This is a genomic window from Chitinophaga hostae, assembly GCF_018224885.1.
GTDB lineage: Bacteria > Bacteroidota > Bacteroidia > Chitinophagales > Chitinophagaceae > Chitinophaga > Chitinophaga hostae.
Genome location: NZ_JAGTXB010000027.1, coordinates 92,070 through 117,564 on the forward strand (window position 1 = coordinate 92,070; position 25,495 = coordinate 117,564).

The window sequence follows — 25,495 nt, forward strand, 5'->3', positions numbered from 1 at the left end:
AGGCGCTCCCTCGCTATTCTTCCCTTCCTTCGAGCCAGTTTTTGAATTCAGTAACCCTTTCACGGCTAATAATAACATCAGTATCAACATCGGGTGCTAATTGAAGAATTAACCTGCTATTGTAGTAGGTGGTGATTTTTTTGATGGCATCTATATGAATAATAAACTGCCGGTTTATGCGAAAAAACTGGTGTTTATCCAGCAGCTTCTCAATCTGATCGAGCGAGTAGTCCAGTGGCACCCGTTGATGGGCAGCCGTAGTGGCCCAGGTGGTACCTTTGGCAAACTGCAGCCAGGCAATATCGCGGGCTTTTACATAGATCAGCTGGTTGTTGATCCGCCCTATAAACCGGGTACTGTCGCGGCGCAGGAACTCTTCTGCAATCCGGCTGATATCCACTGTGTAGTTATTGGCGGGTCTGAACTGTTCATACTTTTTGAGCGCGTTACGCAGTTCTTCCTGGTCGATGGGCTTCATCAGGTAATCGATACTGTTTACCTTGAAAGCCTGCAGTGCAAAGCCATCATAGGCCGTAGTGAAAATGATGGGAGTGCGTACTTTTGTTTTATTGAATAGCTCAAAGCAATTGCCATCAGACAATTGTATGTCCATCATCATCAGGTCTACCGGCTGTTTTGTTTCCATCCATTTCAGGCCTTCTTCCACCGATTCTATTACGGCAACAACGTCAATGTCCGGATTGCATTTGTGGAGCAGCTGTGTAAGACGCTCGGCATTATGCATTTCGTCTTCAAAAATTACTATTCTCATGAGGAGGTGATAATGGGTAGTTTTACAATGAACATATCTTCCGTCTGACAAATATCTATGTTGCTGTTGCTGATCAGTGCATATCGTTTCTGAATATTTTCAAGGCCTATGCCGGATGATATTTCCGGGTTGGCTTTCAGCCGTACATGATTAGATACGACGAGGAAATTTCCTTCGCTTTTTATGGTGATCAGCAAAGGATCCTGTGCCGAAAAGCGATTGTGTTTTATGGCATTTTCTATCAGCATCTGTAAAGTAACCGGTGGTATCATCCCTTTTGTTTTTACTTTTTCAGAGATGTCGGTAATGAACTGTATGCTTTGCTGGTGGCGGATGCGGATCAGGAAAAGATATGCATCCAGGAAATCCAGCTCTGTTTGTACAGGTACCAGGTTTTCAAATTTTTTGTCGAGAATATACCGGTAGGTCTTTGCCAGCTGTGTAATGTAATCGGCCGACAGGTCGGGGCTCTTATACACGAGGTTGGTGAGTACGCTCAGCGAATTAAAAAAGAAATGGGGATCTATCTGGTTGCGCAGTGCATCGTATTGTGCCTGGATATTTTCCCGCATCAGTCTTTCTGTTTGCAGCTGGTACTCCTTCCAGCCGGAATAGTAAAACACGATCCCGTTAAAAGTTAGGATCAGCAGGTAAAACATAAAAATGCCAAAGTTCAGGTCATAGCTGAATGCACGGAAACTATCCCAGGCTTCATAACGGTTAAACAGCAATATATCTGACCCGCCATAAAAAAAACCAAACAGGAAAGCCACCAGCATACCATAGAGGAGCAGGCTGCTGCACAACACTACCAACCGGCCGGAAGTGCTTTTGGCGGCAGTTTTTCTTTCGATGGTACGGGCCAGCCGTGCGGCGCCTTCCCAGGCCAGCAGCCCAAAGATCACATAGAACAGGCTGAACAGCTGTCCGCGGAGATCAAACATCTGCAGTCCTTTTATAAAACTATGGTCAAAGGATTTGAAGATGGTACTGAATGTATAGAGGATCAGGATCCGCGACAGATACAGAAATACTTTACTGGAAAACAATTTTTCGTTCTCTTGAAAATTCATCGGGCCGATTGTGTATTACTAAAAGTAGTTATTTTCCTTAAACCATGTTAACGCACCGGAAACGGCCGCTTCTACCGGTGTGTAGCGGAGCTGTAGTTCCCGCTCTGATTTTTTGCCGGAGTAATAGTTATCGAGGCACAGCATATAAGCAGTGCTGTAATTTAATTTTCCGGAGATACCCGGCAGTGAGCCGATCATACCACCGATTTTAAGAACGAACCTGGGTATCCTGATCAGTAGTTGCCGTTTGCCGGAGATCTTTTTCAGCAGCCTGAAAAACTCGCCATAGGTGAGGTTTTGGCCGGCCAGTAAATAGCAGTCGCCCATTTTACCCTTTTCAAGGGCGTTGATAATGCCTTTGCATACATCTTTGATATATACAAAATTTTTCCCTCCCGGGGGATAGAACAGGAGCCGGTGTTTTAGTCCGTAGAGGATCAGTTTCCCGGAGCTGGGCTTTACATCATTGGGGCCAATCATAAACGTGGGATTGACCACAATAGCGGGCAGTTGCCGGGCAGCCACCTGTTCCAGTATATATTGCTGGGCGAGATATTTACTGTTGATATAGCCTGAATTGGCGTTGAACAGGGTAAACCCGTTCAGCTCATTGCCCGGGTTGTTTTTATTTCCCGGGCCAATGGTGTTGGCCGTGCTTACATAAATAAGCTTTTGCACCTGGTGGACCAGGCAGGCGTTGGCAATATGCCGGGTGGCGATAAAGTTGGCTTTTTCGTATTCGGCAAAGGAAATGCCCCATTGTTCGGTGATACAGGCGGCGTGTATCACCATGTCGCAACCTTTTACCGCGTCGTTTACATGATCGCTGTTGTCGATATGGCCAAAGAAAACCTCGCAGGGGATATCTGCAATGCCTTTCATATCGGCGGCAGGTCTTATCATGATCTTGATATCATATCCCATCCTGTACAGTTCCCGGGTAAGATTGGACCCGAGAAAGCCATTGGCGCCGGTGATCAGTACTTTTTTCATGTGCTTGTTTTATACAGATAATGCGAAAGGGATTTCTTTTTTTACTTCCCTGGAAACAATTTTCATTTTCAGCGACAAAGGCAGCAGTTGCATCAGTGCATGATTAATTTTATTCATCAGGCCGGGAATGATAACGGGATAGCCGGCGAGTGTGCCTTTCAGGGCTATCCTGGCTATTTCCGGGGTGGGCAGCAGTCCCATTTTTCCTTTTAATCCCTGGCTGATGATCCTGCGGGAGGTATGGGAGTTGGTCATGATAGGGCCGGGGTATATTACGCTGACCGACAACCCCGTGGAGGCCAGTTCTTCTTTCAGCCCGAGAAAGAAGGAAGAAATAAATGCCTTTGACGCGGGGTATACCGTTTTATAGGCGATGGGCGTAAAGGCGGCCATACTGGCGATGTTCATGATATAACTTTGTTTATGCCGCAACAGGTGCGGGATGAGCAGATGTGTCAGCAGCACGGTACTTCTTACGTTGAGCATGATAATATCGTCTATCCGTTCCAGTGAGGTATCGGTAATGGAAGAGGTGCCACCCACGCCGGCGTTGTTGATGAGAAAATCGATGGCGTATTGTGCAGTGATAACGCTCAGCCTGGATTTAAGTATTTCGCTGTTAGACAGGTCAAATTCAAACACTTTTACGCTCACCTGGTATTCGAGTTCCAGGTTGTGTGCAATGGACTGCAGATTGCCTCCCGGCAGGGCAATCAGGATGATGTTGTGGCCTTTTCTGGCGCATTGGATGGCGAATTCTTTGCCCAGCCCGGAGCTGGCGCCTGTGATCAGCGTGTAGGTATTGTGCGGCATAACATTTATTTTTCGAGCAGACTCCTGAACTTCGTCATGGTCTTGAAAAGATTATCGTGAATAATCGGATCTGATACCCAGCGGGGGATCTTTTTACTGCGGTCGGTGGTGACCATATAGGTGACCTTCATTTGCCCGTTGTTCACCGGTTCTATGATCCATTTACCACGGGTGCCCGTGATACGGCTGGTTTTATCATGTAATGGAAAACGGCCGTCGGCCGTACTTTCAAAAATTACCTCGGTGGCGCCGGTGGCAGCAGGTTCCTGGCAGCGGTACAGCAGACAGCAGTCCTGGTCGTCCATAGGCCAGGGGATGTCGTATTTGATATAAGTGATCCAGTGCTTCGGGTCGCTGGCGGCGGCAATTTTATAATCAGCCGCATTGGTATTCCAGTCCCGGCCCCGTGCCTGGTCTTTGAAAAGACCTATAATAGCAGGCACGGCAGCTTTTACCTGGAATATGGCCTTTATTTCCCTTACATTTTCCCCTCCGGCGCCCGGGATCCATCTTTCATACAGCGAAATGGCCTGGTCGTGCTTTACCAGCTTAAAGTCGCTGGTGTCGCCAAACACAGACCTGATGGTTAACATGCTGCTGATTAATAAAACGGGTAAGCGTCCCATACATAATAATTTGATGCAAATATGCGCCGGGCCGGATCGGTGGCAAACGATTTTCCGATGAGTTGTAGGATAAAGCAATTGACCTGTAGAAATGCCCGTTTATGGTGAAGGCCGGTTCAGGAAGTGAAATGGCCCGTTTCCGGCAGTGAAATCCGGAATTTATTATATATTAATGTGTGGAATACGGCTACTGTTTGAATCATTGGTAAAACACCTATACATATGAAATTACGTTCTTCCCTTTTTCTTTGCTGCAGCCTGCTTGGCGTAATGAGCGCCATGGGACAAACCAACGCCGAAAAGGCCCGCGAAAAAGTTGCTGAAGCGGTAAAAATAATGGATAGCGGAAAGCCGGCAGCATCCATACCGGTACTGGAAGAAGCACAAAAGCTGGACCCGGATAATATCGATATCCCTTATGAAATCGCCTATGCCACCTATATGATGGAAGACTATAAAGGCGCCCGCGATATGCTGAAAAAACTGACCCGGCGCGATGGAGCTGGTCCCAATGTGTACCAGTTGCTGGGCAATAGCTATGATCTGCTGGAGGAGCCTAAAAAAGCGATCAGCACTTACGACGATGGACTAAAGCTGTTCCCGGAAGCCGGTAATCTTTACCTGGAAAGAGGGGTGATGGAGATGAAAACAAAGGATTACGAAAAAGCGTTACAGTTTTTTGAGAAAGGTATTGAAATGGCGCCGATGTTTGCTTCCAACTATTACTGGGCTGCCAGGATCTTCTGTACTTCCACCCAGGTAGAAGTATGGGGCATGATGTACGGGGAGATATTTATGAACCTGGAGCGTAATACGGCCCGTACAGCGCATATCAGCAAGCTGCTATTTGATACTTATAAGTCGGAGATCACTTTTCCGAATGATACCAGTGTATCGGTGAGTTTCTGCAAGAAAACATCTGTTACCATTAGCCTCAGTGCCAATGCCAGCCCGGAAGAGCTGGCGAAGCAATTATCGAATATCAAACTGCCGTTTGGTACTACCATGTATGAGCCGGCGCTTTCTGTTGCCATGGTGGGCGACCGGACAATAGACCTGGCTTCATTGAACCGCATCCGTACCCGTTTCCTGGATGTATATGAACAGATGGGCTTCCAGAAAAAGGCGCCGGTGGTGTTGTTTGATTTTCAGCGGGAAGCCAGGGAAGCGGGACACCTGGAAGCTTACAACTACTGGATACTGAGCGAGGGCGACAAGGTGGCATTTAACCACTGGAAGCTGGCTAACGACGATAAATGGATACGGTTTGTAGATTGGTTTGGCGAGCACCAGATAAAGATTACGGCAGATAATAAATTTAATATGGCAAAGTACTGAGCATATTTTATTATTTTGTCCGCCGGCTGCATCAACAGCCGGCGGACCCGTTTAGGTACGCCCCGTTTTTTAAAACAGTGTAACATATGAAGTTTTACGGATTAATGCTCGCCTGCTTTTTTATGATGTCCACGCTTGCCGCACAAACTGTTTGCCCGGTCATTCCTATGCCGTCGGCAGCACAAAAGGAGCCTGGTACTTTTGTTATCAGCCATCAAACAACTATCAGGGTGGAAGATGCAGCACTGCGCCCGATGGCAGCTTATCTGCAACAGGAGCTGTTAAACCGCTACGGGTTACGTGTAGCGGTAGGGAAGGGTAAAGGCGGTACTGCGATTGTATTAAAGCAACAAACAGGCGGCACTAACCCCGATGCATATACGCTCGTTATGAATCCGAAATCTGCGGTGATCACGGCCGGCGACCGGGAAGGTATCTTCAATGGTATCATCTCCCTGATACAACTTACTACATCAGCCACCATGCAGGGAAAAACGCTGGCAGCAGACTGCTGGCATATTACAGATAAACCGCAATACGGCTGGCGCGGGGTGATGCTGGATGAATCAAGATTTTTCTTTGGGAAAACAAAAGTAAAATCGTTGCTCAACTGGATGGCGTTTTATAAGTTGAACCGTTTTCACTGGCACCTGACAGATGTGCCGGGCTGGAGACTGGAAATAAAAAAATATCCCTTGCTGACAACGGTAGGTGGTATTGGCAATATTGCCGATCCAAAAGCCGCGGCGGCATTTTATGCCCAGGACGATATCCGGGAAATTATCGCCTATGCGCAGGAACGCTGTATTACCATTATCCCGGAAATAGATATGCCGGGGCATGCCGCCGCTGCCAACAGGGCCTATCCTGCATTTGACGGAGGAGGCACCAGTAAATATCCGCAGTTTACTTTTAACCCGGGTAAAGAGGGAACATACGGATATCTTTCAGACATACTAACGGAAACGGATCAACTTTTTCCTTCGCAGATGATACACCTGGGCGGCGATGAAGTAACGTTTGGTAACGGGGGCTGGGATACCGACAGTGGTGTACTGCGGTTAAAACAGGAACATGGGTTGAAAGACCGTAAAGCCGTGGAGGATTATTTTATTCAGCGTATGGCCGACACCGTATTAAAACTGCATAACAAGGTACTGGCCTGGGATGAAGCGGCTACCACCACGCTGCATGCCGACAGCACCATTATTTGCTGGTGGCGGCACGATAAACCGGAGAGCCTGGCATTAGCATTGCGTAAGGGCTATTCGGTGGTATTATGTCCGCGTATTCCTTTCTATTTTGACTTTGTGCAGGACAGCAGTCATAAAATTGGCCGTCGCTGGAAGAATGGAGAGTTAAATAACCTGCAGACAGTATACGATTTTACCACCCGGCAGCTACCCGCAACAGCCGGGCAGGAATCGCTGATATTGGGCGTACAGGCTTGCGTGTGGACGGAAACGGTTCATAACAACAACCGGCTTGACTTCCTGTTGTTTCCACGTATAGCAGCCCTGGCCGAAACAGCCTGGACAGCACCCGGTCAGAAGGACTTTAATGGTTTCGAAGCCAGGCTAAAAGCACAGCAGCCATTGTATGCAAAAGATCACCTATATTATTTCGACGTTTTTGCACCCGGCAAACATGTAGAATCCGGTAAAGCAGCAACGGACTATATCGACTAATGCCTTGTTAACGCCTGCTAAAAGACAAACATTCTTTGTAAATTTATAGTATGCGCTACGAAACCATTCCACCACCACCTCACCTGGCACATATCATCCGTTTTTTCTGGGTGATGGAAGGGGAGGTGGGGTATACCCACTATAACATGGCCGATGCCTGTGTGGAAATGTTGTTTCATTATCGCGGATGCTTCGACGAAATCGCAGACAACGGTGAGCGGAGCCGGTCTTTTACAGCAGGCATACAGGGTGCTTGTCATGTGCTGCGCCGTTACACCATTGAAACGGGGTTTAGCATGTTTGGCGTATACTTCTATCCGCAGGCGATACCGTTGCTGTTTTCAATGCCGGCATCTGAATTAACCAATACGGCGGCGGAACTGAGTTATGTATTAAAGCGCACCGGCGCTATGCTGGAAGAAAAAATGATGCTGGCAAAAAATACTGCGGAGCGCTGCAGCATTATCAGCCGTTTTACGGAAGAGCGGCTGGCTGCCCAATACACCAACACCTTACCGGTTTTTGCCGCCATCAGGGATATTATCCACCAGCCGTCCACGCACAGTATACGGGAACTATCAAAGCAATATTATTTATCGGAACGGCAATTTGAAAGACAGTTCAAACAATATGCAGGTTTGTCGCCCAAGCTGTTTTCACGCATCATCCGTTTTCAGACTGCGACTTCTTTTTACAAACGCGATGTAATGAGCCTGGGCAGCATTGCCCTCGAATGTGGCTACTATGACCAGTCGCATTTTATCAACGAGTTCAGGATCTTTTCCGGCATGCATCCCAAACAATATTTCTCAGGCCGCTCAGGGGCCACCGACTGGCGCGACTAGAATGTCGGGTTTTTCCAATTTTTTGAAGAACAGCTTCCGCAACTTTGTGATGAAGTATCACCTTTAAAACAAAGTTATTATGAAACTACCTGAAACACATCAGCAGGTTATGCCTTACCTGATCCTGGACAATGCCGTTGGCTTTTTTGATTTTACAAAGAAGATATTCGGCGCCACTGAAAAACACCGGAGCTTCCAGGCCGATGGCAAAACATTGAGACACGGAGAAATCATGATTGGTCATAACACCATTATGTTTGGTCAAACGAGCGATGCCTGGGGCACCGCTAACGCCGGGCTTTTTATTTATGTAGATGACGCGGACGCCACCTTTGAACAGGCATTGGCTTTGGGCGCCACGGAAGTAATGCCGGTAGCTGATCAGGGATATGGCCGTTCCGGAGGAGTGAAAGATCCGTTTGGAAATACATGGTGGGTTACATCATTATAGCATTTACCGGTATACGTCGTATGTGCGTTTACGTTATAAAGTCATTTTTCAGATAAGTGTATAAATGACAAGCTGGTCGGTAAGACCAGCTTTTTTTATTGCGTGGTTGTCAATGTTAAGTTTTTATTATCGCTGTATAACCGCAGTACCTGCGATTAATTTGCTACGATGCGTTGCTGTGTTGCAATGTACTTGACCAGGCATGAGTACCTGTGCCAACCGGTGCGCTGTTTGTGTCACCCATTAAATCACTGAACAAATGATTATTGACGACTATCCTGCGACCATCAAATTTTCATTATCAACCAAGTCTGATGTAACAACTGAATCGTCGCCCCTGTTGCCGTTATATTACCGGCATAATGCATTGAAGGGTGCCTTTGTAACGTATACAGCGGGTGACTTTGGTTGTTTTTCTACCCAGGAAATACGACATGAGAACTGGGTAATGGGCTGGTTGAATTTTTCTATAAATGATCCTGTAACGCTCGCGTTTACTACAGATCAGCCTATGGTAGCCCTGATATGTACGCTCAAAGGAAAGGTAGCCTATGAACTTCCAGGTTATGGCAGTTTCACTTTGCAGAGAGGCAGGTATGGGTTTTATTATATTCCACCGCAAATGGAGAACAAGGTGCTGCTGGCAGAAGATGAACATAATACCGTTTACTTTTCTTTTTCAGCCGTGTTTTTGTCATCGTTTGCAGAGCAGCATGCCAACTTCCAGGAATTATATACCGCCCAGCAAAACGCTGTAAAAACAGGAAATGTATTCCCCGTATTTAAAATAGGTATTGAGGAGCGTAGAATCCTGGATGCCATCCGCAACAGTAATCTGGCCGGTCCGGCAAAACATATTTTCCTGCAGGCAAGGATCAATGATTTGCTGGTTAGTTATTTCTCGTCACTTGAAACTACCGACCAGGGGCAACTTCGGGTGGAGGATCAGCAGGTGCGGTTCCGGGAAATTGAATTGTTTATACAGGAGAATTATCATTTACCGCTTAAAATGCAATTCCTGAGCCGCAAGGCCGGCATGAACCTGCGGAGCTTTGAAAAGGGATTTAAAGGCTATTTCGGGGTGAAGGCCAAGGAGTATATTGAACAGTTACGCGTGAAACTGGCAACAGACCTGTTAAAAAACAGCGATATGCCTATTACGGCCATCGCCTATCATGTGGGGTTTGCAGGTACAAATTATTTTTCTTTTGTGTTCAGAAAAATTCAGCATTGTTCCCCGCGGGAGTATCGTCAGCGGAATGAGGGAAAGAAAATGGATAAAGGTGAATTTTTGTAGGTTTTTTAATTCGCTTTTTTGAACATTAATTTAGGATTAAATTTTGATATTTGATAAAGAAGAAGAGCGCGTAATGCTGATATGATTTTTGTTACGATAGCCTGTTTTTTTATGCCAACAATTGTTTGACCTGCTGTTGATATTGAATTGCCGTCCTCAAAATAACATATTTATGCCGATGAAATCCTTTCCATTAGGATAAAAACCGCAAAAAGTAATTCCAATACTGATTACTCATTCCCTCATAATGAACCGGTAAGGTATTGTTATGCCCCATTCATGGGTAATCCGTTCACATATTTTTTAAAATGTTTCTTTTTATGAAGAAAAGTATCATCATTGATGTTATCAGCTATCTATTGGTGTTATTGTTTGTTTATACGGGAGCGAGCAAGCTGCTCAGCTATGGCTTCTTTTATGCGCAGTTGCATAAACAGCCACTGCCTGAGGCCATTTTACCGGTGCTGTCTGTCGCTGTGCCGGTGGGTGAAATCCTGGTTGCCACCTGTTTGCTGGTACCGCGGTTCAGAAAGGTCGGTTTTTTTGCATCTCTTTTACTGATGAGCGCCTTTACGTTGTATGTGGGCTATATTTTAAAGTTTGTTCCCGGAAATAAACTGCCTTGTACCTGTGGAGGAGTGATTAATATGATGTCGTGGCGGCAGCACCTGGTGTTTAATTCCTTTTTTACTTTTCTGGCACTGGTTGGCTTTTACCTGGAAAGGAAGCAGTCCTATCCTGAACAGAAGAAAATGTTGGTGGTATGAAACGCATAGCTTTTTACCTGTTGGCAGTATGTTTCTTTTTGGGCGCGTGTAAACGGGCGGAAAGCGATATCCCGGTTTTTAACCTGCTATTATCCGATAGCAGTACAATAGTCAATACCGGGAGGATACCGGCGGGGAAGATTACCATGTTTGTGTTCTTTAGCCCCGATTGTGAATATTGCCAGGATGAAACAATTGACCTGATAAAGAATATGGAGGCAGTAAAATCAATACAGTTCTACTTTGTCAGTTTAGCAGCTGTTAGCCAGATACATGAATTCGTTGAGTTTTATAAACTGGGGAATTACGCCAATATCACGGTAGGAAAAGACTATACGTCTTCTTTTCCCAAACTATCGGGCGTAAAAGCGATTCCTACTTCTATCATTTATGACAGGGAAGGGCAATTGAGAGTAGTGATAAAAGGCGGGTTTACGGTAAAACAGTTGCTGGAGAAAATTGAACAGTTATGATTGGGTGTTAAGTAAAAAATAAGATCATGCAGGATATTTCAGTTGATAAGCTTCCCCCGGAGATAATTTCCACAGACAATGCGGCAAAGAAGTTCTATGATTTCAGGCATCTGCTGAATGAGTTTGGACTGGCATTTACGGAAAAGGACTTCTATTTGCAGGTAGGAGAAATAAAACAGGTAGAAGGATGGATCATTCATTTATCTGTTATCCGCCTCCAGATGTTAGATTTGTTCAACAGGCTTATACCCGAACTGGCTGCCGGTGACATACCTTTTAAAATTATAAGAGATAGCGAAACGGCAAGATATATACTGGATGCCACATTGGGCTATGAGAAACTGGGTAAGATAATGGCCGTTTACCCAAAAGAAGGGACAGATATTGTGGCTTTGGCGCAACGTTTAATTACCCTGACCGCGCAGTTTAAAGGACCAATTATTCCTACTGACAGACGTTTGGGCGGAATTGTGTATACGCGTTTTGGCGGATATAACCCGGTTATCGGGGCCGACGATCCGGCTAAGATCCCTTATATACATAATGGCCGCGGAGAACTGGTACCGGATACCTACAGCATACCATTCCAGCCCGCAGCCGATAGCATATGGCCATTTGAGAGCATCGCGCCGGTGTTACCGCCGGCGTCCAGAAAGCTCTGGAAGGACAAGTACAAGCCACTTCTTATCCTGAAAGATGATACAAAAGGGCGTGTATTGAAAGGCATCTACATGAAAGGATTCCTGAACATTAAGCATTGCATTATAAAAGAAGGGAAAAGTAATATGTGGGTCGACGAGTTTGGACGGGATATCCAGGATCGTTTGAAGTGGCAGTATGAGCTATGTAATGACCTTTCCAATGATATTCCGTTGCCTAAAATATTCGACTTATTTGAGGAAGAGGAGAATCTTTATCTCGCTATGGAATTTATCAGCGGAGAGTCGTTGGAAGATGTGGTGACATCATGCTGCAATGGTGACAGCTGGTTTACGTTGCCCAGGGAGAAACGGCTTGGTCTCATTAATTACCTTTCGAAAATAGTGGCCATTATCCGGAAATTTCATGGACGGGGATATGTACACAGGGATATTACACCGGCTAATTTTCTTATTGATAAGAAAGACAGGATTTTCCTGATTGATATGGAGCTTTCCTATTCGGTTTTTCGGCAACAGCCTGACCCTCCGTTTAAACTGGGAACCTATGGTTATCTTTCTCCGGAACAGCGTACCCATAAAGTGCCGGCGTTTGCCGAAGATCTATATGCAATAGGAGGGCTGATGATATTTGCTTTTACAGGGTTGCCTCCATTGAAGTTCAATGTACGGGAATTTGAACCGCTCCTGGAAAGCCTGTTGTTCTACACCCGCAGCAGATTTATAAGCGAACATATAGTACGATGCCTGAGCAGGGATCCTGCTGAAAGACCTTCCCTGGAGGAAACCAGCGAGATATTGGCTAAATATGCGCAGGAAGTTAAAATGGAAACATTGCCGGATAGTAAGTTATTCGGTAACAACGCCGATGCAGTAACGGAGGATCGGGTAAAATACCTGGTTGATAAAGGATTGAATGGATTATTGGGAGACTCGTTAATAACGGAAGATCTTTTATGGGATTCCCGGGTGGTATTGAATAATAGTTTATCGCAAACCGCCAATCTTGAACGAAACTATCTTTCCGGCCTGTACAATGGCATGGCAGGTATTTTATATTGCATTTCAAAGGCCGGCCTACTCGGATATGATGTATCCGACCTGATACCCGCCTATCAAAGCTGCTGGGAGTATATTAAACGTAAAAACTATGGAGAGCATTTAACATTACCGGGGGGCTTGTATGGAGGAGGTGCGGGTGTTGCACTTTCGATAGCGCAGGGATTGGAAGCTGGTTTGATTGTGTCTGACAAAGAGTGGACCGATTGCCTGGAACGTTCTTTCACCAATACGGGCGATGGCCTTAGTTTCTCTCACGGGATTGCTGGAGAGGGGGTGGCCTTACTTCAATGCGCTAAATGGTTACATTCTGAGTTCACGCGCTTGCAGTTGACACAACACATTGATACTATATTGAAGGCGCAGTTGCCGGATGGAACCTGGCATCTGGAGGATGCCGGAAATACAGGGAAGCAAATGATTGATATTGCAAACGGGTTTCCCGGTATTGTTTATTTTCTGCTGGACTATGTTAATGTTTACCCGGAAGAGCGTGTTATAACCGCTGTCAGAAAGGCGTTGAACCGGCTGATCACAATGGCAATAAGCAAAAATAATATGCTTTGCTGGAAAACAGCGCAACCGCCCGGTGTACGTTTGTTTAGCCGTGATTTAGGTCAGCCTGGAATTATATGGTTGTTCATTAAAGCATTCCGGTATTTCAAGGCTCCTGAGTATAAAGCAGCAGCAGAGAAAGCCCTGCGGTTTTTACCTGCTTGTCCTACGATTACCGACTTCTCCCAATCTACCGGATTGGCAGGATTAGGAGAAATTTACCTGGAGGCATATGAGGTGCTGGGAAACCCCGAGTGGAAGCGGAGAGCAGGATGGATTACCAATACCTATGCGCATCTTTTTCAAATGACTACAGGTGGAAATAATTATTGGGTGATGGCGTATCATCCCGACCCGGTGGCCGATTTTATGCTGGGGAATTGCGGGGTTATTCATTACCTGATGAAACATCAGCATAAAGAACGTATAAACTGTTTTAATCTCTTACACAAGTAACACAGATTTTACCAACATACAAATTTGACGGACGTTTGAATAAGGCGTTCAGGAGCTATTGTGCGCAATAATATCCGGGTTAACTGCAGTATATCCGGGATCAACAGGAGGAACCGAAAACCTGTAAAAGAGTAGGTACTATTTTTTAATAACTTAAAGTTTTTTTTGCTTTTTGAATTTAAAAAGCAAGCATACATATGAGAAATACCAGAATTTTATTGGGAGCTACTACTTTAATCCTGGCGGTTGCAGGCGCGATTTCTACTATGGCAAGCAGCCGTGTAAAAAATGCTAAAATACTCACCACTGTTGGCGCCAGCAAAATTTGTGTACTGTTTACATCTCCCTGCCCTGTAGGACAAACAGTAAAATGTACAACTGCCGGAGGAAAAACTGTTTGGACAATTGCGTCTAATTGCGTTCGTCCTTTCCTGAGACCAGCTCATTGATCCATCTGAAGTAATTCAGTCTGATCGGAGACCTTTCAATTATGGCGGCTGGCGCAAAGACCAGCCGCCTTTTTTAACTGACTTTCAACCTGGCCGGTGGTCAGTTTTCTATTCCGGGGTAAACGGGATCTCTGATAACCAACACCTTTATTTTTTTTGTGCCTTCCAATAGATGGAGCCCATGTGCTGCCAATCCTTTTTGAATTTCCTCCAGGTTCATGGGCAGATAGTGGATCAGTATATCGATATTGGTATTAATTCCTGTTTCATCGATTACAGGTACCGGAAGTGTTGAAAAGCAACGGAAAATTTTTCTGACCGGAAAATTTCTGACCAGTAAACTGGTATCTGTGGCTTTGTATACAGGCTTTTCTCCCTTTGTCTTTAGTTTCCGTTTTGCTTCATCGGTAGCTACCAGCTTCCAGTAAGGCATGGTTCTTTCTTCCATGGCAACATCATAACCGAAATAGTTTTTCAGGTCATTTTGCATCGCACGCATTACATCGGCGGGAGTGTTTTTGTAATAAGGAAGCGTTAATCGGTAGCAATAGAGGTCGTCAGGTTCTGAAGCCATAAATTTCTTTTTATCGGCGATCTCCAGTATGGGTGTATCGCATACATAGCCATAGGCGCTGTCGCGGTAATCAATCGGGTGGCGGCCAAGATATGCCAGTACATACAGGTTGCTGATATTGTCGGCGATGGACTGGAATTTTCCGTTTTCAAGGATAATACTGAGATTCCGGCTTCCCTTAATCAGCGGATTCCATTTATTCAGCGCGGATTTAAAGATCAGGGTACTATCATCGCTAACTGCATCTTTATCCAGGTCGTATTGCAGCGGGCGGGATTCATGTTCTCTATATGCCTTTGTCAGCAATGGTTGTTTGCCGGATAAAAGTGTTGTTATATTATCGGCAGTTAAGCCTATGGTGAAATCATATACCTGTCCTTTAGGGTCAATGATGATCACATAAGGACACGTGCTGATGTCCAATCTCTTAAATAACGAAGAATCAAATGTATGGGCTATTTCCAGGTTCAGTGTTTTTTTAAACCGGTCATATTTTTTCCTGATTTCGTTTTCCGGATCTTCTTTGCCCACCAGGAAATACTGTACCTGTCCATTAAATTTCTTCTGTAGTGCATTGATGTGCGGAAAGCTGCTGATGCAGGCGCCGCAATTTTTACTCCAGAAGTCAAGAAATACCCATTTCCCCCGATAATCTTTTAAACTGACTTTTTCCGCGGAAAAATCCCGGATCCCATCTAATACAACGTCGGGAAAGTAGTCACCTGGCCCGAGGTCTGCCAGATCAGCCGCCTTGTCCTGCGGGAAGGCGTGCAGGCTTGAAAGGATGGTCAGCACGAACAATACTGTTTTTTTCATCTTAAAAAAAATAGTAAATTATTTTAAGGGTATGGAAAATTGTTGTGTACGTGTAGGCATGCATTGTTCATCAGTACAGGCCATGTAGGAGATACTGCCATTTATTTTTGTGGCAGCTTCATCTTTAATCTGTACCACCTGAACAAAGTCCACGGCAGATTTATATCGATAGGATTTAATACCTACTTCTTTATTTTCGTAAAGCTCCCTTTGGCCTATTTCCTTTACTTTCCCATGAAACGCCACGGCGGGATTTTCGCTGAATTTCACGAGAGGGGGTGTTGCAATGGCTTCGGGAGGCTGTACCTGTGAGTACAGATGCCATCCGCTTTCTATAATAGCGGTGATATGTATTTTAAAAACATTTCCGGACATTTTCTGGCTGCTGTACTGCCAATGTATTTGTCCATTTGCATTTGACGCTGCAAGACAACCGATAACGATGCTGATGGTTAATAGTTTGAATTTCATGACATATTGATTTAGTATCCCGGGTTTTGTTTAAGATGCTGACTCATTTGTATATCTGAATGTGGTATTGGATAGAGTTGCTGATAACTTTGCCAGGGGCCTCCGCCTTTTTCCGGTGTAATAGTCAGCATGACCTTATCTACCAGGTTGTGCGACTTTAAATCCAGCCAGCGATGCCCTTCGGTAAACAGCTCCGCTTGCCGTTCGTGCATAATTGCTTTTATGAGCGCTTCTTTTGTGGCCGCTTTTGTTGGTGTCAAACCTGCCCTGGCGCGAAGTGCATCGATGTCGTCCGCGCCCGGTTTCAGTTTGTTTTGCTGTATGCGGGCTTCTGCCCGGATCAGCAGTTGCTCTGCCAGTCTCAGTACCATACTGTATTCTTTTTGTTCATCCTGCCCGTCTTTTATTTTGTATTTAAAAGGATAGTAATAGGTGGAACCTGGTGTTACCACGCTGTCGACCCAGGAATCTTTTCTTTTGTCGCCCTGTTCAAAAGCATCGAGAACCTGGGGACTTAATGCAACACCGCTGGTAGGATCGGGGATGTCTGTCAGTATAAATCTGCTGCCCTCATCGGTGTGAAAATTATCCGGAGGAGGCATTAGCTGCCAGATAGTTTCGGTACTGTTTTTAAGAAAAACCTCGTTGAGATCCTGCGGAAGATTAAACAGTTCCGTATTGTTGATGATTTTGCTGCTCTGCAGTTCAGCATTGAGATAGTCTTTGTTAAAGAGGTATGCCCGGGCCAGCAATGCAGTAGCTGCCCACTTGGTTGGCCTTACCCTTTCATCGGAGGGCGCATTTTTACTATCAATGTAATGATCTGCCAGTAATGCCTGTGCTGCAGTCAGGTCATCAATGATTTGCTGGTAAACATCTTTCTGCGGAGACCCGGGAAGAGTGGGAATAACACGATAGTCGGTTGTTTTGATAATGGGAATATCTCCATAGAGTGTTGTCAGATAGAAAAACCAGAATGCCCTGATGAATGTTGCTTCCCCTGAAAGTTGGTTTTTTACTGCTGTGGTCACCGCGCTTGAATGCTGCAATCCTTCCAGCACAGCGTTAGCCTGGTATATATAGTTATAAGCATTGGTCCACAGCTGAATGTCGGTACCCGTACTTTCTGTCAGTGCATTCTTATAGAGATTATCATATTTATCGGCTCCGTAGTTGGTAAATTCATCTGAGGAAAGACCGGTATACTGGATAATGGTGGTCATAGACTGCATCTGGGCGTAGATGGAGGTCACTGCTGAGGTAGCAACATTGTTATCACTGAATACCTCCGATACGGCCAGTTCGGTTTTAGGCGGAGCTACTTCTATAAATTTTTTGCATCCGGGAAAAGCCATCATCAAAAGAAGCAGCGCGAATGCTGACAGGTATCGTGCAGGCATATTTTCTGAGTAAACTGGTTTGTCTGGTCGTATATTTTTCCGCATAATGAGTAGTATTTTTATTAAAGGCCAAGTTGTATTCCGCCAACAATCATCCTGATTGGAGGTAACACCAGTCCGTTTTTTGTTTCAGGGTCTAATCCCTTATAGTTGGTAATGGTGAACAGGTTTTGTCCCTGCGCATAAATTCTTGCGTTTTGCAGGTGTACTTTTTTCAGCCATTGGCTGGGTAAGGAATAGGAGAGTACTATATTTTTTAACCGGATAAAAGAAGCATCAGTAATACTGATATCGCTGTTGTTACGCCAACCCGCTGCTGCGTTGGTTTTTGAGTTGCCGGTAGAGAATCGCTGGATATCTGTGATGTCGCCTTTTTGCTGCCACCTGTTCATCGCTTCTATCGGTGCGTTCCTGTTATTGCCACCCATTACTTTACCAATGCGGGATAGAAAGTCAGCCCCGGTCTGGTTCACAAATTGTACAAATACATTTAGTTCGAATCCTTTTAAGTTAAAAGTATTCTGGAGGCCACCATAATACTTTTGCGTTATTTCCCTGGAAATGATATAGTCATTCATGGTACCGTCGTTATTGGCGTCTAATACTGTATACAGACCAGTTTCCGGGTTAACGCCGGTATATTTAAAATAGGGATTGATATAAATAGATTCGCCGATCTTGTATTTGGAGCCGTACGACGATGAGTCAATATCGGGGTATTTAATAAGCTTATTGTGCGGGATGCTGATATTGGCGCTGGTACTCCAGTTGAACTTTTCTGTTTTAATATTGACCGTCGTTAATTCGAGTTCTATACCTGTATTTTGGACGATGGCCGGCCTGTTATATTGTACAGAAAGAAACCCGGTGGTGGTAGGAAGCGGATATGCTACGAGTTGATTGCCGCTCCTGTTACGGTAGTAATCGGCATTGAACAATATCCTGTTGTTTAGGAAGCCGGTTTCGAGACCAAATTCCAGTTTGTTAACCCGTTCCCATCCGTAGTCAGGATTAAACAACCGGGTGGGGCTGATAGAAGGAAGGCCCTGGTACGGGAAAACATAGCTGCTATAGGTGCTGAGATATTGGTAGTCGGGTATCTGATCATTACCGGTGGTACCGTAACTGGCTCTAATTTTCCCAAAGCTCAGGAGGTTGAAATGATCTTTTATCCAGTTTTCTTCCGAGAATATCCAGCCAATACCCATGGCGCCAAAGTTTCCAAACTGTTTACCCGGACCAAACCTGCTGCTGCCATCTCTTCTGGCGGTGAGATTGACCAGGTATTTCTCTTTCCAGTTGTAGTTGATACGTCCGAAAAGGGCATTGTACTTGTATTGCGTATACCGGTCTTCCAGTAACAGTAATGACTTTGCAGCCATGATATTTGTAATCAGCGCGTCGCTGGTGAAGTCGGATGCCTGGTAGGCGCTGCTGGTCTGGGTATTTTGCTGGAAGGTTGCGCCTAACAGGATATCCAGTTTACCATTCCCCATTTTTTTTATGTAGTTGATCTGCGGTTCGGCCAGCCAGCTTTTCAGGTTGCTGTTCCCATAGGTGTTTGATCTTAAAAAGGTATAATCGATGTACATGGGGGCGTTCATAGACAATGGCTGTATGGCCGCCTGGTTGGTAGCGTAGTAGTTGTAGCCGAAGCTGGCTTTGGCAAAGAGGCCGGGCAGCAGTTCGTATGACAGCGTGAGGTTGCTGATCAGGTTATCTGACGTTGCCACGGAATTTGCTTTCGTAGGCCCCAGGGGGTTAACGAAAGTATTATTTTCCCAGTTCAGCTGCCCAAGTGAGTCGTAAACAGCCGGAGCGTCAGGCGCCAGCAGGATATTACCGGTGAAATCATATACCGGCATTTTATTTTTGTCGTTCACATAATTGGCTGAAAAGCTGGTGCGAAATTTTTCGTCTGCGGAGGAGTGTGCAAAACTAAACAGGAGGGAAGCTTTGCGATCGGAATAGTCTCCCGGGAATACGGTTGTCTGGTTACTATATCCTCCGCGGATAGAAAACTGGGTATTGGCATTTCCTCCAGCCACCACCGCCTGTATGTTTGTTAACCGGGCGGTTCCGCCTATCAGCACCTTTTGCCAGTCGGTATAACGGGTAGTATCCCATTTTCCGTTGATGTCATAATCATTTTTGCCTGGGTTCCTGTTATCATTTTTGAAGGCTTCATGACGCATTTCGAGATACTGGGGGGTATTGAGGAGCGATACCATATTGGTTACCTTTCCGCCGCCGGTGGAGATGTTCAGATCGAAAGTTGTTTTGCCTGCGCGTCCTTTTTTGGTGGTGATCAGAATTACACCGTTAGCGCCCCGGGAGCCGTAGATGGCCGTTGCATCTGCATCTTTCAATACGTCGATCCGTTCAATGTCGCCGGGGTTCAGACCATTAAAGGGACTTGTGCCGCCGCCGTTTACCAGGTTGCCGGTAGCATTTGTAGGACCGAGTGCTTCCGGTGTCATGGAGGTAGCAGGAAAGGGTACGCCGTCAATTATGTATAATGGATTGTTGCCGTTAGCCATGCTGTTTTTACCCCGCAGCAGTACCTGGATGTTGGCGCCCGGAATACCTGATACCTGGTTAATATATAACCCGGGAACCCTGCCTTCCAACGCCATCATGGGATCTGTTACCGGTTGCATCGCAATAACATTTGCCTGTACTGAGCTTACGGCGCCCGTGTTGAAGCGTTTGGTGGTCGTACCATAACCGATCACTACTGTTTCATCCAGTGTGCCGATTTTTCTTTTTAATGTAACAGATAGACTCCGCCTGTCGCCGGGTACAATTTCACGTGATTCAAAACTGGTATAGGTAAACCGGAGTGCGGCGTTGTGCGGAATATTGGCGAGCACAAATCTTCCGCCGGCATCCGCGCTGGTACCCACCGCAGTGCCTTTGATCATAATGGTGGCTCCCGGAAGCGGGTTGCCTTCTTCATCGGTAATTTTCCCGCTTATCAGGGGGAATGCGGAGGAATCTTTCGGAGAGGTTCCTTTTGCTGGTTGTGGCTCTTTTTTGGCTTCGTTTGTTTCCTTTCTCAGGTAAATACCATTATCAATATACTTCCATGTGATGCCCCTTGTATTGAACAGCTGACCCAATACCTGGTTTAACGGGGCTTCGTTATAACTCACATTTACTTTCTCATTGGTATTTAATTCATTTTCACTGTAGTTAAAACGCCGGTGCGTTTGCTTTTCTATTTTTTTCATAATACTTCCCAGTGAAACGTTCCCCGCCAGCAGCGTAACCCGGTCATCACTATATCCCTGTGCGGAGGCGTATAAACAAAAACGTAGGAGCATCATCACAAGAAATGACCTGCCGGCGATGGAGCGGATTTTAAAATTTTTACTCATAAGTACTTGTTGAGGATGTTTTAAACATTGTCCGGTTTTTTGAGGGAGAAGATTCACATGCATGTACTTAGAAGGAACGGATAAGGGCAGGAGGTACTATCTGGAAAACAGGTTTTTAGTGTTAATATAATATGAACAATACCGAAACCTTTTTTTGTTAACGTTCCGTTTACAGTTAAAGAGGGAATATTTATTTGCTTGCAGCTGATTTAACCATGATCCGTATGCATGAAATAAGCGATGAAGCATTATTTGACCTGGTGAAAACGGGATGCAAAGCGTCATTTTCCTTATTGGTTGACCGCTACCGGCAGCTGCTGTTTATGGCAGCCAGCCAGCGGTTAGGCTCGGAGGAAGAAGCCCGCGATGCCGTGCAGGAGGTATTTATCTGGCTTTGGCAAAAAAAGAACAATGTGGAGTTACAATCGTCGTTAAGAAACTATCTTTACGGTGCGATTCGCAATTACTGTCATAATATTATCAGGGCACAGAAAAGTATCAGGAAACGCCAACAGCAGTACGCCTATGTCAGGGAGATTTTTATCAGTCCAACGGAGTTGGAAAACAAAGAACTGGGAGCTCGCCTTCGCCATGCCATCGATAACATTGCCCCCGCCAGCAGGGCTGTATTTGAAATGCAATACCTGGAAGGTATCAGTCAGAAAGAAATCGCCGCCAGAAGAGGCATAGGTTTGCAAACGGTGAAAAACCAGGTACTCAGCGCGCTGAAAGAACTCCGGAACAACCTGAAGCAACTTTAATTAATAATTTTTTAATCCTGATAGTACCTGTTTATGCTTTTTGTTCCTTATGCATAGAATTGACTATGAAAACTGATAAAGAATATCTAACCCAATTAGTGCTTTTTGAGATTTCAGGTAAGATCCGGGAAGATGAAAAAGCGGAGCTCAACAGGATGATCCGGGAGGATCAGGAAGCTGCGGGTCTCTATCGTCAGCTGCATGCTACCTGGCAGGATGATGCTATGCAATCTTCAGCGGTAAACAACTGGGGCCCTGATGAGATATGGAAGGCCATTCATCAGCGCAAACGCCAGCGAATCATCCATATCAGCTTAAAAGGTTTTGTGGCCTTGTCTGCCATGGCTATACTGGGAATTTTTATTATAAAAATTCCTGCTCACCATACGCCGCAGCCCCTTGCGGCAAGTAATCCATCTCATATCAGATTGCAGCTCTCCGGTGGACAACTGATAGATCTTAGTGATAAAGAAGGCCGGTTACAGGCAGGCAGCGCTACCTTCAATAACAACAATAAACAATTACGCTTTATCGCCGATTCCGGCCAGTCCCAATATGCTACCATTACGGTACCCGCTGGAAAGGAGTATACTGTGCATCTCCCCGATGGCTCAGCCATACAGCTGAACGCAGCATCACAGTTATTTTTCCCCATTGCCTTTAAGGGACATGCCAGGGAAATAACGCTTTACGGAGAAGCATATATGAAGATCGCCCCGTCAGCAGATCATCCTTTCCTGGTACATCTGCCAGGAGCTACCATACAGGTACTGGGTACGGAATTTAATGTGAACACCTACGATTCAAACCTGGTAAAAGTAGCATTGGTGAATGGCGCCGTGAAAGTAAATACAGATCACGATACTGCGCTCCTGAAACCAGGTTTCGAATCTGCATTGACCAGGGGAAAAGAAATGAAGATCTATAGATTTGATGAAGAGGATGTGCTGGCATGGCGGCAAGGACTTCACCTGTTTCATAATGCATCCGCAGAAGAAGTGGCCCGGCTCATCCATCGTTTTTATGGTATCCCCGTTCAGCTGGATATAAAACCGGAACATGCAAAAGCATTCACCGGATCTATTAACCGCAACAAGCCAGCCGTGAACTTCCTGGAAGGGCTGAAGTTTGCACAATACATGGATTACTATTTCGACAAGGACAGTATCCTGCATTTAAGACCCCTGCGTACCGGTGTCTGAGAAAATACCTATTCTTTCTGCCATCATCAGCGAGAAAGAAAGACAAACAATCATTGGAAACACCTGGTATCTGAACACTATGGGAGAAGCCAGTATGCTGAAGGCACAATTTACCAGCAATAATGAAATAACAAGGAATAAAGCGTTTGAAAATGCCTGGTCTTTTATCCTGTTGCGCCGGTTTCTAATCCACAGCACCAGTATCCATATAAAAAACAGGTTCGTAATCAGGAAAATGGCGGGAAATAAAAGCAGGATGGCTCCCTGTATATTCATGGACACTGCTGTTATACGGGTACCCGGATAGTGAAACCATCTTGCAGCGATAGCAGATACTTTCTTTTCCCCTAAATTATATACTTCGAGTTTTTCCAGTGGAGGTAAACAGTAATTAAACGTATTCGGTAAAAGGAAGTATCTCGTAAATCCAACAGGATGGCGTGTTATCAAAAATTTGCCATAAGTACCATAAACAGGAGCTACGGCTCCCCAGGAAGAGATGCCGTTGGTTTTATCCCCGGTTACATTCACATTCCGGGCTAAATACTGTTTTAACGGCGCCGCAGGATATTTAATATAAAATGCGCCATCTCTCGGAGAAACCGTTTTCAACTCTTCCGGTACTAGGCTGAAGTAACTTTTCACCAACCGGTCAAATTCCCGGCACTCAGCAGGTGGTGGCTCATTCTCCGTAATAAACGGATACATATACAACGCATTATTAGCCATCTGCCAACCGCCAAATATTGAAAACTGGCGGGTGCCGGTTAATGTATAGGAGCTGTTCCTGGTATGGTTCACAAACAACAGGATCAGTAACAAAGGGAACGCTATGCCGCATAATTTCCATACCGGTTTGCGGTGCGATATCACCAATGCCACTGCGCTGATAAGCGGATAGAACATGGCATTGTATCGCAGGGTAAATAGTATGGCTATCAGTAACGCATGTACGAATACCTGGTAAATACGCGGCCGGTGAATGATCCATAATAGTTGTACCAGCCATAGCAAACTGAGTCCAAGAAATAACGCATCGCTCGAAATATAATTACCCAGGTATAAAAACAAAGGATTGAAAAAAAGAAAGATGAAAATAATATTGCTCAGTTGGCGTGATGGCGCATAGAAGTAAAGCAGCGTGAAAAAGAAATACAGTGCGATTGCCTGTCCGAATAGATATTGAAAGGCCACAACGGCAGTATCGGAGTAGGTTAACTGATGAAATAGCCACAGGAATTTCGAATAGCCGATTGGCCATATGTTGACATCCAGCCGGTTGGCGGCAGCAAAAATATAACTATACGAGTCGGAAAAAAAGTCCGCAAAAGGATAACATAGTTTAAAAACAATTAATTGTATTATTGCTGCGAAAACAGCCACCAATAGGTAAATTCGCTGCGGCTTTGATAGTACGAATGAGGGAAAAGTAGCTGACATATATGTAGGGTTATTGAATAATTTACTATACCTCTTTCATTTGGATTTATCCATTTTAGCAAATCAACAATTGATAATATTAATTTAATATGAAGGCTATTGCTTTACTGCTGTTCTTTAGCACCGCTGCGTGTGCTCAATCGCCCTGGCCGGCAGAAAAAGCCGGTAAATGGTATGCACAGCAACCCTGGATTACCGGCGCCAACTTCATCCCTTCCACTGCCGTCAATCAACTTGAAATGTGGCAGGAGCCCACTTTTGATCCCGCTACTATAGCAAGAGAACTGGGGTATGCCGCAGATATAGGCTTCAATACCATGCGTGTATACCTGCACCATGTGGCGTGGCAGGAGGATGCCGACGGCTTTAAAAACAGGATAAAGCAATACCTCGCAATAGCCGACGGGCATAACATCAAAACCATCTTTGTTTTTTTTGACGACTGCTGGAAAGATCAGTATCATGCCGGTGCTCAGCCGGTGCCTGTTCCCGGCGTACATAACAGCGGATGGCTGAAAGACCCCGGCAGCGCTATCGATAACAGCCCCGCATTGATGGATACACTCGAATGGTATGTAAAAGATATCCTCACCACGTTTAAGAACGATGACCGCATCAGCATATGGGATCTCTATAATGAACCCGGGCATTTCGGGCATGGCGATAAAAGCTGGCCGCTGTTAAAAAATGTAGTGGCCTGGGCCAGAGCAATACAACCGCAGCAACCTGTTACGATAGGCGTATGGAACAAAGACTTCAACAGCTTTAACCAGTTCCAGCTGCAAAACTCTGATGTGGTCACGTTTCATAATTACCGGGATACGACTTCGCTGCTATCAGCGATAGATACTTTACAAACATATGGGAAGCCGGTCATTTGTACCGAGTACATGAAACGGCCCAGTAACAGCACCTTCGTTACCCATCTTCCTATATTCAAAGAGAGAAAAGTAGGCGCTATTAACTGGGGACTGGTAGCAGGCAAAACACAAACCAATTATCCGCAGGGCAATAAAGGAGGAGAGGCGGAACCGGTGACCTGGTACCATGACATATTCCATCCGGATGGAACCCCTTTTGACCCCGATGAAACAGACTTTATAAAAGCGATGAACCGGTAACGTTATCTTCCCCGCG

Annotated in this window: 22 protein-coding genes; 12 read left to right on the forward strand and 10 right to left on the reverse strand. The window is 45.4% G+C overall.

The window, feature by feature from the left end:
• Window positions 1–13: 13 nt before the first annotated feature.
• From KE626_RS32170 to KE626_RS32190, 5 genes are read right to left on the reverse strand one after another with little or no spacing between them, the layout of a single operon-like run.
• Window positions 14–772 carry a LytR/AlgR family response regulator transcription factor gene (locus KE626_RS32170; RefSeq protein ID WP_211977193.1) on the reverse strand — a complete coding sequence of 253 codons (759 nt, stop codon included), beginning with the start codon at window positions 770–772 and terminating at the stop codon, window positions 14–16.
• Window positions 769–1,845 carry a sensor histidine kinase gene (locus KE626_RS32175; RefSeq protein WP_211977194.1) on the reverse strand — a complete coding sequence of 359 codons (1,077 nt, stop codon included), beginning with the start codon at window positions 1,843–1,845 and terminating at the stop codon, window positions 769–771. Before KE626_RS32175 ends, KE626_RS32170 begins: the two co-directional genes overlap by 4 nt.
• Before the next feature lie 18 nt (window positions 1,846–1,863).
• Window positions 1,864–2,838: an NAD-dependent epimerase/dehydratase family protein gene (locus tag KE626_RS32180; protein ID WP_211977195.1), complete on the reverse strand. Its 975-nt coding sequence runs from the start codon at window positions 2,836–2,838 to the stop codon at window positions 1,864–1,866.
• A gap of 9 nt (window positions 2,839–2,847) precedes the next feature.
• Entirely contained in the window at window positions 2,848–3,651 is an 804-nt protein-coding gene (locus KE626_RS32185) for an SDR family NAD(P)-dependent oxidoreductase (protein WP_211977196.1), read from the reverse strand.
• A 5-nt stretch (window positions 3,652–3,656) separates the two neighbouring features.
• Window positions 3,657–4,277, reverse strand: a complete 621-nt coding sequence (locus KE626_RS32190; RefSeq protein ID WP_211977197.1) for an START domain-containing protein — start codon at window positions 4,275–4,277, stop codon at window positions 3,657–3,659.
• Window positions 4,278–4,499: 222 nt separating this feature from the next.
• Between KE626_RS32190 and KE626_RS32195 the strand changes: the two genes are divergently transcribed.
• The 9 genes from KE626_RS32195 (at window position 4,500) to KE626_RS32235 (ending at window position 14,314) form a co-directional block, all read left to right on the forward strand.
• The gene (locus KE626_RS32195) at window positions 4,500–5,615 is read left to right on the forward strand and encodes a tetratricopeptide repeat protein (protein ID WP_211977198.1); all 1,116 of its coding nucleotides are present in this window, start codon (window positions 4,500–4,502) and stop codon (window positions 5,613–5,615) included.
• An 86-nt stretch (window positions 5,616–5,701) separates the two neighbouring features.
• Window positions 5,702–7,303 (forward strand): beta-N-acetylhexosaminidase, encoded by a 1,602-nt coding sequence (locus KE626_RS32200; RefSeq protein ID WP_211977199.1) that lies wholly within the window; start codon window positions 5,702–5,704, stop codon window positions 7,301–7,303.
• 50 nt (window positions 7,304–7,353) lie between these two features.
• A complete protein-coding gene (locus tag KE626_RS32205; protein WP_211977200.1) occupies window positions 7,354–8,148 on the forward strand; it encodes a helix-turn-helix transcriptional regulator in 795 nt (264 codons plus the stop codon).
• A gap of 79 nt (window positions 8,149–8,227) precedes the next feature.
• Window positions 8,228–8,599 (forward strand): VOC family protein, encoded by a 372-nt coding sequence (locus KE626_RS32210; protein WP_211977201.1) that lies wholly within the window; start codon window positions 8,228–8,230, stop codon window positions 8,597–8,599.
• 259 nt (window positions 8,600–8,858) lie between these two features.
• Complete coding sequence (locus KE626_RS32215; protein WP_211977202.1) at window positions 8,859–9,896, forward strand: helix-turn-helix domain-containing protein; 1,038 nt, start codon at window positions 8,859–8,861, stop codon at window positions 9,894–9,896.
• 320 nt (window positions 9,897–10,216) lie between these two features.
• Window positions 10,217–10,663, forward strand: coding sequence for a MauE/DoxX family redox-associated membrane protein (locus KE626_RS32220; protein ID WP_211977203.1), 447 nt, complete (start codon window positions 10,217–10,219; stop codon window positions 10,661–10,663).
• Window positions 10,660–11,136 (forward strand): TlpA family protein disulfide reductase, encoded by a 477-nt coding sequence (locus tag KE626_RS32225; RefSeq protein ID WP_211977204.1) that lies wholly within the window; start codon window positions 10,660–10,662, stop codon window positions 11,134–11,136. The genes KE626_RS32220 and KE626_RS32225 overlap by 4 nt, the downstream gene beginning before the upstream one ends.
• 26 nt (window positions 11,137–11,162) lie before the next feature.
• The gene (locus KE626_RS32230; protein WP_211977205.1) at window positions 11,163–13,865 is read left to right on the forward strand and encodes a class III lanthionine synthetase LanKC N-terminal domain-containing protein; all 2,703 of its coding nucleotides are present in this window, start codon (window positions 11,163–11,165) and stop codon (window positions 13,863–13,865) included.
• Between the two features lie 197 nt (window positions 13,866–14,062).
• The gene (locus KE626_RS32235) at window positions 14,063–14,314 is read left to right on the forward strand and encodes a hypothetical protein (protein ID WP_211977206.1); all 252 of its coding nucleotides are present in this window, start codon (window positions 14,063–14,065) and stop codon (window positions 14,312–14,314) included.
• Between the two features lie 100 nt (window positions 14,315–14,414).
• Here the strand turns inward: KE626_RS32235 and KE626_RS32240 are convergent, their stop codons facing one another.
• The 4 genes from KE626_RS32240 to KE626_RS32255 are packed head-to-tail and all read right to left on the reverse strand — an operon-like array spanning window position 14,415 to window position 20,955.
• Complete coding sequence (locus KE626_RS32240; protein WP_211977207.1) at window positions 14,415–15,704, reverse strand: redoxin domain-containing protein; 1,290 nt, start codon at window positions 15,702–15,704, stop codon at window positions 14,415–14,417.
• 18 nt (window positions 15,705–15,722) lie between these two features.
• Window positions 15,723–16,175 (reverse strand): protein-disulfide reductase DsbD domain-containing protein, encoded by a 453-nt coding sequence (locus KE626_RS32245; protein WP_211977208.1) that lies wholly within the window; start codon window positions 16,173–16,175, stop codon window positions 15,723–15,725.
• Between the two features lie 11 nt (window positions 16,176–16,186).
• Window positions 16,187–17,620, reverse strand: coding sequence for a RagB/SusD family nutrient uptake outer membrane protein (locus tag KE626_RS32250; RefSeq protein ID WP_211977209.1), 1,434 nt, complete (start codon window positions 17,618–17,620; stop codon window positions 16,187–16,189).
• A gap of 17 nt (window positions 17,621–17,637) precedes the next feature.
• Window positions 17,638–20,955 carry a SusC/RagA family TonB-linked outer membrane protein gene (locus tag KE626_RS32255; protein ID WP_211977210.1) on the reverse strand — a complete coding sequence of 1,106 codons (3,318 nt, stop codon included), beginning with the start codon at window positions 20,953–20,955 and terminating at the stop codon, window positions 17,638–17,640.
• Window positions 20,956–21,179: 224 nt separating this feature from the next.
• Here KE626_RS32255 and KE626_RS32260 point away from each other — a divergent pair, with 224 nt between their 5' ends.
• Window positions 21,180–21,716 carry a sigma-70 family RNA polymerase sigma factor gene (locus tag KE626_RS32260; protein WP_211977211.1) on the forward strand — a complete coding sequence of 179 codons (537 nt, stop codon included), beginning with the start codon at window positions 21,180–21,182 and terminating at the stop codon, window positions 21,714–21,716.
• A gap of 65 nt (window positions 21,717–21,781) precedes the next feature.
• Window positions 21,782–22,918 carry a FecR family protein gene (locus tag KE626_RS32265; RefSeq protein ID WP_211977212.1) on the forward strand — a complete coding sequence of 379 codons (1,137 nt, stop codon included), beginning with the start codon at window positions 21,782–21,784 and terminating at the stop codon, window positions 22,916–22,918.
• On the opposite strand, the gene KE626_RS32270 is transcribed toward KE626_RS32265, so the two are convergent.
• Window positions 22,892–24,358: a hypothetical protein gene (locus KE626_RS32270; RefSeq protein ID WP_211977213.1), complete on the reverse strand. Its 1,467-nt coding sequence runs from the start codon at window positions 24,356–24,358 to the stop codon at window positions 22,892–22,894. The genes KE626_RS32265 and KE626_RS32270 overlap by 27 nt on opposite strands.
• An 89-nt stretch (window positions 24,359–24,447) precedes the next feature.
• Between KE626_RS32270 and KE626_RS32275 the strand changes: the two genes are divergently transcribed.
• Window positions 24,448–25,479, forward strand: coding sequence for a glycoside hydrolase 5 family protein (locus KE626_RS32275; RefSeq protein ID WP_211977214.1), 1,032 nt, complete (start codon window positions 24,448–24,450; stop codon window positions 25,477–25,479).
• Window positions 25,480–25,495: the final 16 nt, after the last annotated feature.